The following is a 9,890-nucleotide window of genomic DNA, read 5'->3' on the forward strand; positions in this document are numbered from 1 at the left end:
ATTGAGAGGTTGTATACTGCTACCTATACCAAGAGCAGTATACAACCTCTCAATAATTCAATTATTCTTGGTTCCATAATTATTACCCTATTTATTTGTTTGTCTTCTTATGTACTATGGCAGATTAAAGACTATCAAATTCGGTCTCAAAGCATTGGTTGGATTATGCTTGGTTCATATACAGTTATTAGTGCCTTAGTTACATCCATTGGTAGAGTTTCATTTGGTATAGAACAAGCACTTTCCTCAAGATATACAACCTTTTCCACTTATCTCATTATCTCCATAATTCATTTAACAATTATTGTGGGAGAGGATTGGATAAAAAAAGAATACTTGTTAATTAATAGAAGCCTATTCTCAAAAATTATTTGCTGGTTTCTCGGCATAATAACTGTTCTGCAAATACATAATTTTACCTACAGTATAGAAAAGATGAAATCATGGCGACAGAATTACTTGAAATATAAAGGATGTTTATTACTCATTAATTTTACTCACGATAACTGCCAAAATTTGATTGATTATTACTACTTTGAATCTCATAGACAACGGGCGCGTTACTTAACAGAAATGGGTTTTTTACACCCTGCTTTAATTAAAACTAATCGCATTCAAGACCTTGTAGATACTAATAATGAGAGAGAAGTAGAAGGTATTTTTGAGAAGCTAGAATTCATTGGTGAGAATAATTTACTAGGGACTGGTTGGGCAATATTTACTGATACGGGTTTACCTGTAGATGCCATTGTTTTAAGTTATGATAATTCTCAAGGTGAATCTATTGTTTCTGCTGTGGCAGATATGACAATGCCAAGACCTTATCTGGTGAAAGAATTTAATAGTCAAAAATACTTTAAGTCAGGATGGCAAAAGGTATTGTCTACTCATAAATTTCCTCAAGGAAATATTAATGTTAAAGCTTGGGCATTAGATACAGATACCGCTAAATTTTATCAAATTCCTGGTACTTATGTAGTTAATAAAAATGGTGAAAATCTTACTGTTTTGTCAGGTAATTAAAGAAGGAAGAGGGAAGAAGGAAGAGGGAAGAAGGAAGAGGGAAGAAGAAAAAATTTATAGATATAAATAAGTTGTAAAGTAAGATGGTAAAAGCTCCTTTTTAGCCAAAAATTAAAATTTTTTAGGGAAGAATGTACACAAAATAACCAGTGCATTTTAATTTTCATAAAAAATAGTTGCAGCTTAGATATAGTAAGATATTTAACGTTCAGAAAATAGAGGATAAATATACAATTAATTTTGCTTAGGTACTTAGTATTTTTTTTCATAATTGCTATAAAACTATCCCTCACAGCTAGATATAGCTAGCAAATAAAAACTTAACATTAAATGACCAAAAAATCAGGTCAATAGCTTCCCCTTTTAAGGAGATAAAAAAAGAGAATTCCGTATTTTCGTAGCCTCCCATTACAGGAGGTGCTGATAACTGATAACTGATAACTGATAACTGAAATGACCTTTTGGTAAAGTCGAAATTAGTCGAGAAGTAACAGGGGAGGTTAGACAGGTAGATATTTATTTTTCTCCGGTCTCAAATCCTCCTAATTCTGGCCTAAATTTAGGAGTATTGGGTAAAATATTATTGAGTGATTCTTTAATTGAACCATTTCAGAATCAAACAACCTTGAATGAAGTTAGTAGTTGTGTGTTGAAGTTATTTTATTTCCAGAGTTAATTGCAGCGATAAGCAAAACGGAATCGAGAATATATTCCAGAATTATATTTGCCTAATTTATATTTTGGGTTGAAAAAAGCGCCGTCTACACGGTGTTTACAATTGGTTGGGTTTTGAGTCCCAATCCATTTTTTTTTCCTTCTTTCTTTCTTCTTCCTTCCTTCTTCCTTCTGCCATAGCAATCTTCCTTATTCAAAAAAATTATCGATATCTCTTACTAAATAATCGAATAAAATATCCGCAGCTAATAAATTTCCAGCACTATTCCAATGAGGTTCCCGAAGTAAGTATAAAGGACGATTTTTTTGTTCTCTTCTAAATCTATCTAACATATCTATATAAGGAATACTATTAGCCTCCAAATATTTCCTCAAAATCTCTTGCTGACAAGTCGTATTATAAGACTCTCGCTTCAAATCATCATATTCCGCAAAAATGTCATTCAACAATTCATCATTAACTTGATATTCATCGGGATAAATTGCCACCACAAACTGAATATTTCGAGACTCTAATAAGGCTTGCATTTCTGAAATACTCTGAAAAATATAGTTAATATTATCGTCTCGCTTGCCCTCAAGTAAATCTCTAATCTTACAGAATTTGAGCCTACTTTTTTCTACCCGCAGAAAAGCTTTTTCAGATAAAATTCCCGGTGACTTTTCCCGTTCAATAATTGGAGCTGATGCTAAATTTAAACTAGCAACTAGAGAACTACTAAACTGGGCAGAATCCTGTTTAGCTCTTTGTAATTCCTGGTAAACTTGATATTTCTGCTGTAAAAACATCAATAATCTAGACTTACCAATAATCGGATAACCAAAAATAATTAATTCATCTTCCTTATCTATATCTATATAGATACCATTGACAATAATTCGTTTTCTTTCTGGGTCAGCATCCCGAAAATCATTACCAACAAAAAAACCTAATACTACTAAATCCGGATTATATTGCAACCCGTATTTTTTCAACATAGCTAACTGCTCCCCAGTATGAGTTCCTGGATAGCCTACATTAATCACATCAACTTGCTGTTTGCCATAATAATTATCAAAATTTTTCTCCAACAAAGCCGTATAATTTCCTTCTTTTCCACCAGCCCAATTAAACGAATCGCTAACCACTAATAATCGAAATTTATTCTGGTCTTTTTGCAAAGGATAATCTCTATCGTTAAAACCAAATTGATTATTACCATTAATATAAGGTCGTACTCTAAATCCTAAATCTGAATCGTACTGATAGAGACCTTTAAATAGATAAGGCTCCAAAACAATCATCACAATTTCTACCAAAAATAGAGGTATAAATATCCAGGTAAATGTTAATAATAAAAATGTATTAAAATTTTTCCAGTTAATCAATTTGAGGAATTTTGATAACATAATAGAGAATAAGGAATAGAGATTGAAGAAGGAAGAAGAAAGAAGGAAGAGGGAAGAAAAAGTGGATGGGGATAGTCTTCGACAAGCCGCTCCGCGTCTACAAACCACAACCAATTGTAAACACCCTGTAGACGGTGGGGTATTAAACCCAAAATCAAAAGATAGGGAATAAAAAATATAGCACTTCGCCCTGGTATAGTTTCCAATTGAAAGAACTAATCAAGAATTTTTTATAGCAGAAGGAAGAAGGAAAAATATTGCGTTGTCTGAGTTTCAAGATGAGCGATCTGTCAAACACCTTTCCTTCGACTGCTATATAATACCAATTACCATGCATTAGTGCTATATTTGGGTAACACTTCAGTTATTAACTAATTAAACTATCCGAATAAACTTTTTGCTAATTTGAGTCAGTTTAATATTAATTATTATTTTTTTTTACTTCTCACCCACTCCCCTACTCCCATACTCCCCTACTCCCCTACTATGTAAAAATGTAGAAAAGTTTTTGAGAAATGGTATAACTCATTTGAGGGGAGGTAAGAAGATAGGGAGAGAAGTAAGGGAGTAGGGGAATAGGGAGCATTTTTCTACTTGCTTGATGCGCGTTCCGCAAGCGAGCCGTCGTCGTCGCAGGGTCGCATCCGCTTTTTCCCCTATTCTATTTCTAAATTTCCTGACTTCACCACCGACTAAGGACGGCAGCCAAAAGCACATACCGCGTGCAAAGATATCATAAGGATTCTATATAATGGCAGTTGGTGCAACCGTAATGGTATTAATTGAAATTGAGAAAAATGACTTCAGCTCCAATTGAAATAGCACCTCAGCACCTCAGCTCTCAAGGCGTATGATGGGGATTTTAATCCACCAGAACACGCACACCACGCGCTTTTTCAAATAAGCATGGGGGACGCCGAACCCGCCGATTTTAGCTGATAGCTGATAGCTGATAGCTGATAGCTTGTTAAAACAGGACTTAAGCATTTTGCCGAAAAAAACACTATATGTACCACAATGGTATGGTTTTTATCTACTATATATAGTACCTTTGCGTAATTCTTGTCAAAGAAAGAGGATGTATTTCGGTTTTTTTCCTACTGACAGTTTTTTCCGCTCCTCTACTCCCTCACTCCCCATCTCCCCGTTGTCTCGTAGCAAGATATATCTGAATAGAGTAGAATCATGAATTGTTAAATTTTGCAATCCTGACTCCTGACTTCAGCTTCGCTGACTCTTGACTTCCGGCTTAGAAAATCAAATTAAAAATCTTATGACCAAAAAATAGGGTCAATAGCCAGAAAAAAGTAAACTTCAGTATTTTCTTGCCTCATGCTTTAGGGGTTGGTACTGATAACTGATAACTGATAACTGATAACTGAAATGACACTATCTTCTATTCTTAAACTACTCGGGCGATCGCCCTTAACAACCGAACTCCTAAACAAACTCCAACAACACCAATGCCTACAACTCAACGGCGCTCCGCGTTTACCCAAAGGCTTAGTTGCATCTACCCTGGCCCAACAACAACAGCAAAATTTATTTATCGTTACTGCCACTTTAGAAGAAGCGGGACGGTGGGCGGCACAGTTAGAAGCAATAGGATGGCCGAAAGTTCACTTTTATCCCACCTCAGAAGCATCACCCTACGAACCCTCCCACTCCGAAGAAATGATTTGGGGACAAATGCAAGTATTGGCAGACTTGCTAAGTGAGAATGCGCCAGAAAATGCAACTAACAATGGTAACGATAGCAATAAAGCAAAAATGGCCGTAGTTGCAACAGAGCGATCGCTCCAACCCCACCTACCCACAATCAAACAATTTCAACCCTATTGTCTTACCCTTAACCCAGGCATTACCAGCAACTCCAAAACCTTCAGCACGACAGGGAGATCGGCCACAGATACACAGATAAATCATTCTCAGTCTGATGGTTTAGAGTGTATATCTTTAGATGAAAAACTTGCCCAGATGGGATATGAAAGAGTACCCCTAGTAGAAACCGAGGGTCAGTGGAGTCGCCGAGGGGATATTATAGATATATTTCCCGTAGCATCAGAATTACCAGTGCGCCTAGAATGGTTTGGCGACGAACTCGAAAAAATTCGGGAATTTGACCCTTCTACTCAACGCTCCCTCGACAAAATTGCCAAAATAGTAGTCACTCCCACAAACTTTAGTCAGTGGGGGTGGGGAAACTTAGAGTCAATGACCGACTCAAAATTTGTCTCCCTTTTAGACTATTTGCCAGAAAATACCCTAGTCGCCATAGACGAAGCTGACCAATGTGCTGCTCATGGCGATCGCTGGTTTGAACTGGTAGAAGAAAACTGGCAACAACTCAACGCTGACCAAACATCCCAACCATTACCAAAAATTCACCGCACTTTTGCCGACTCTCTCGCAGAAGTAGAATTATTTCCCAGACTATATTTATCCGAACTTGCCAAAGAAAGCAATAGCAGTATTACCAGCTCAGTCGAATATACCCTCAACCTCGCCAGTCGTCCCTTACCAGTCATGCCACACCAATACGCAAAACTGGCAGAAAACCTGCGCCAGGAAAGGGAACGGAAATTTTCCGTATTTCTCATTTCTGCTCAACCATCGCGGTCCGTATCCCTACTCCAGGAACACGACTGTCCCGCTCAGTTTATCCCCAACCCCCGGGACTACCCCGCCATTGATAGACTGCAAACCCAACACACCCCCGTTGCCATCAAATATAGTGGGTTAGCAGAATTAGAAGGATTTGTTTTACCCACATTCCGGTTAGTTTTGATTAGCGACCGAGAATTTTACGGACAACACACCCTCGCCACTCCCACCTATATTCGCAAACGTCGTCAAGCAGCTTCCAAACAAGTAGACCCCAATAAACTGCGTCCCGGAGATTATGTAGTTCACCGTCAACATGGTATCGGCAAGTTTGTCAAATTAGAAAGTCTGACTCTGAATAATGAAACTCGCGACTATCTGGCAATTCAATATGCTGACGGTTTGCTCAGAGTTGCCGCTGACCAACTCAGTTCTCTGTCGCGACTGAGAAGTACAGATAAGAAAAAACCGCAGCTCAATAAACTGACGGGTAAAACTTGGGAAAGCACCAAAAATAAAGTCCGCAAGTCAATCAAAAAATTAGCCGTTGACCAGCTGAAACTTTATGCTCAACGCGCCAAACAAACAGGTTATAGTTTTCCTGCTGACTCCCCATGGCAAGAAGAAATGGAAGATTCGTTTCCCTATCAACCTACTCCCGACCAGTTGAAAGCAACTCAAGATGTGAAACGGGATATGGAAAGTGAGCGAGCAATGGATCGCCTGGTTTGTGGTGATGTGGGTTTTGGTAAAACAGAAGTTGCTATTCGGGCAATTTTTAAAGCAGTCACTGCCAACAAACAAGTAGCATTTCTCGCCCCGACTACAGTTTTAACTCAGCAACATTATCATACTCTCAAAGAACGTTTTGCACCTTATCCCATAGAAATAGGTTTACTCAACCGCTTCCGTACTACTAATGAAAAGAAAGAAATTCAGCAGAGGTTGGCGACTGGGGAGTTGGATATTATTGTTGGCACCCATTCTATTTTAAGCAAAACGATTAACTTTCGGGAGTTGGGGTTGTTGGTGGTGGATGAGGAACAACGGTTTGGTGTTAACCAGAAGGAAAAAATTAAGGCGCTCAAAGCTCAGGTAGATGTGTTGACATTGACTGCAACGCCAATTCCCCGGACTTTATATATGGCGCTTTCGGGAATTAGGGAAATGAGTTTAATTGCGACTCCACCCCCATTGCGTCGTCCGATAAAAACTCATCTTGCACCCTACGATCTGGAAACTGCTCGCACTGCAATTCGCCAAGAGTTGAATAGAGGAGGGCAAGTTTTTTATGTTGTACCGCGCATTGAGGGTATTGAAGAGTTGGCGGGAAAATTACGAGAAATGATTCCCGGAGCTAGAATTAATATCGGTCACGGTCAGATGGATGCTAATGAATTGGAGTCAATAATGCTCACGTTTAGTGCTGGCGAAGCTGATATTTTGGTTTGTACCACAATTATTGAGTCTGGTTTGGATATTCCTCGGGTCAACACGATATTAATAGAGGATGCTCAAAAGTTTGGTTTGTCTCAGTTGTATCAGTTGCGGGGAAGGGTTGGTCGTGCGGGGGTGCAAGCTCATGCGTGGTTATTTTATCCTACTACTGCTTCCGGTGGGGTAGCACTGACAGATGATGCCCAAAAACGGTTGCGCGCAATTCAGGAGTTTACCCAGTTGGGTTCTGGATATCAGTTGGCAATGCGAGATTTAGAGATTCGGGGAGCGGGAGATATTTTAGGTGCAGAGCAGTCTGGTCAGGTGAATACCATTGGGTTCGATCTGTATACGGAGATGTTGCAAGAAGCAATTAGTGAGGTTAAAGGTCAGGAAATTCCCCAGGTGGATGATACGCAAATTGACTTGAGTTTGACTGCGTTCATTCCCGCAGACTATATTCTAGATTTAGATCAAAAAATGAGTGCATATCGGTTAGTTGCTGCTGCTAATAGTCGGGAAGAGTTGAGTCAAATAGAAATTGATTGGAGCGATCGCTACGGTACTATTCCGAAAGCTGCTTTACAGTTATTAAGGATGATGGAATTAAAACAAATTGCCAAAAAATTAGGCTTTTCTCGGATTAAATTAGAAGGGAAACAACACGTTGTTTTAGAAACACCAATGGAGGAACCAGCTTGGAATTTATTAAAGGAGAAATTACCAGGTCATTTAAAGTCTCGTTTTGTGTTTAGTAAGGGTAAAGTAACAGTTCGTGGTTTAGGTGTTTTAAGTGCTGATAAACAGTTAGAAAATTTAATAGAATGGTTGATTAAAATGGAAGGTGCTTTGCCAGAAACTCAATTAAATTTTCAGTATTTATAAAAAGTGTTTTGACTATGATTGGGAGGGGTGTTATTAACTTATTTTGTGACTAAAAAAATCAATAACAATTTGACAACTGTTTGCTACAAATACCTAGGCTATTTATTAGTAGTCAGGTAGGGAAGCCGCCACATTGGCAACCTACAGAATGAATAGTTTTCATACCATTTTTTAGGCTGTAATATCATGTGCCCCCTTCGGGGAGCTACGCTTACAGTAAAACAGTTATAATTAGGGCTTGCTGATTAAATCTAAAAGCATTGACATATAAAGACTAAAGAATTTTTGGAGTCGAAAAAAGTGCAAATTTTTCACCTCTTTATGCTCAAAAAGGAGCGTATTTTAGGCGCATAGTTGGGCAGAAAAATCATTCTTACAAAACTTAGCTCCTACCTCCTATAAATTCCAATTTCTCCTGTCTCCTGTCTCCTGTCTCCTACCCCTACCACTCATACTTTTTCAGTAAACCCTAATTATGCTCGTAGTTGTGCTCTAGCCCTAACATAAGTATTTATACTACATCCGGTTTAGTAATAGGATATTCAAAAAAGTTGAAGTTTTTGCTATAGATCGGATTTGGGAATAGGGTAAGTACCTCTTCATCAGCGGATTTAGTATTAAAAGGGCTAAATCCCAACTACAAACAAAAATTTTATTATAACTAATTATGCGTTAGCGTAGCTCCCCTGGAAGGCAGTAGGGTAGCTTCCCCGGAGCAGATACATAATATAATTTATCTTTTTAGTTAAAGGGACATCTCCTGTAGATTCTTTTAATTACCCTTACTATTAATATAGCGTTTCTCAAGTTGAGGTACAGTTGTTTTTCTTCTTTAACGATTTAGAACAAACTATTTTCGGTATGGTTTCTAACGGTAAACTTTGGGAATTTGGTAAATTGAAAGGAGATGTTTTTACCTGGAATATTATCAGTTATACTCTGGGAGACTTGGAGAGATTATTTGCAGTTATAAATTATGTGTTTTAGCAGTGTTTGTTAGAATTAGAGAATAATTAAAACAGAGTATTAAATCATGCCATTCAGTAATTACAAAAATATTGCAGCAGTCGCCAAAGAATATCAAATCAAATATATTTCTGCAAATTTTATCAATGAACTGGAATTTCCAGTGCCTCAAAATTTTAGAGAAGAATTAGAATTTCTACTTTCTCATGGAACCATATACGGTTCAGAATATGCTATTTGCGAAAATTTAATTTATCCTCTTTTGAAAGAAGTCTGGAAATCTTATTATGAGAAACTGACGCTTTGGAGCCACGAAACTTTAATTTATGATGAAAAACTTTCAGGACAACCAGATTATATTGTGACTAAACTCAATCCTCTAGGCAGAATGATTTTTGACAAACCCTATTTTTTAGTAGTTGAAGCCAAGCAAGATAAATTTGAAGAAGGATGGGGTCAATGTTTAGCAGAATTATTAGCAGTACAGAAAATTAACAACGATTTAGAACAAACTATTTTTGGTATTGTTTCTAATGGTAAATTTTGGGAATTTGGTAAATTAAAAGGAGATATTTTTACTAGGAATACTATTAGTTATAGTATTGGAGATTTGGAGAAATTATTTGCTGTTGTAAATTATGTATTTCAGCAAAGCTTGTTACAGTTGGATAATAATTAAAATAGTCTCTTAATCTAATATTTAGTAGTAAAATAACACTTGGAAATAACCAAAATTGGGATTAAAAATTCCTGAAAAAAAGTTATTTTTTATAATTGAAATATCAAAAACATACCGCTGTATCTCAGATGAAGCAATTCGAGATTTAGAATAAATTTGCGATTATATTCCTGTAAACAATTCTAATACCAATTTGATAAATATTTGCTACAAATAACTAGGTTATTTCTGA

7 protein-coding genes are annotated in these 9,890 nt (G+C 37.2%); 5 read left to right on the plus strand and 2 right to left on the minus strand.

The genetic code is table 11. From position 1 onward, the window contains the following. Positions 1-1,023: hypothetical protein (locus F6K13_RS06295; protein ID WP_287287036.1), on the plus strand; the 1,023-nt coding region annotated here is incomplete at its 5' end. A gap of 672 nt (positions 1,024-1,695) precedes the next feature. Here F6K13_RS06295 and F6K13_RS06300 read toward each other — a convergent pair. Next, positions 1,696-1,881, minus strand: coding sequence for a hypothetical protein (locus F6K13_RS06300; RefSeq protein WP_124146019.1), 186 nt, complete (start codon positions 1,879-1,881; stop codon positions 1,696-1,698). A 6-nt stretch (positions 1,882-1,887) separates the two neighbouring features. Further along, positions 1,888-3,087, minus strand: coding sequence for a hypothetical protein (locus F6K13_RS06305; protein ID WP_124146018.1), 1,200 nt, complete (start codon positions 3,085-3,087; stop codon positions 1,888-1,890). Positions 3,088-3,109: 22 nt separating this feature from the next. Here F6K13_RS06305 and F6K13_RS06310 point away from each other — a divergent pair, with 22 nt between their 5' ends. The 4 genes from F6K13_RS06310 (at position 3,110) to F6K13_RS06325 (ending at position 9,658) form a co-directional block, all read left to right on the plus strand. After that, complete coding sequence (locus tag F6K13_RS06310) at positions 3,110-3,259, plus strand: hypothetical protein (protein WP_161564620.1); 150 nt, start codon at positions 3,110-3,112, stop codon at positions 3,257-3,259. A gap of 1,211 nt (positions 3,260-4,470) precedes the next feature. Beyond that, positions 4,471-8,013, plus strand: coding sequence for a transcription-repair coupling factor (gene mfd / locus F6K13_RS06315; RefSeq protein WP_124155084.1), 3,543 nt, complete (start codon positions 4,471-4,473; stop codon positions 8,011-8,013). A gap of 861 nt (positions 8,014-8,874) precedes the next feature. Beyond that, on the plus strand, positions 8,875-9,000 hold the full coding sequence (locus F6K13_RS06320; protein ID WP_275670284.1) for a hypothetical protein: 126 nt from the start codon (positions 8,875-8,877) through the stop codon (positions 8,998-9,000). A 46-nt stretch (positions 9,001-9,046) separates the two neighbouring features. Then, a complete protein-coding gene (locus F6K13_RS06325) occupies positions 9,047-9,658 on the plus strand; it encodes a hypothetical protein (protein WP_124143381.1) in 612 nt (203 codons plus the stop codon). The last annotated feature ends 232 nt before the right edge of the window (positions 9,659-9,890 follow it).

The sequence above is a fragment of the Okeania sp. SIO2B9 genome, assembly GCF_010672505.1.
Lineage (GTDB): Bacteria > Cyanobacteriota > Cyanobacteriia > Cyanobacteriales > Microcoleaceae > Okeania > Okeania hirsuta.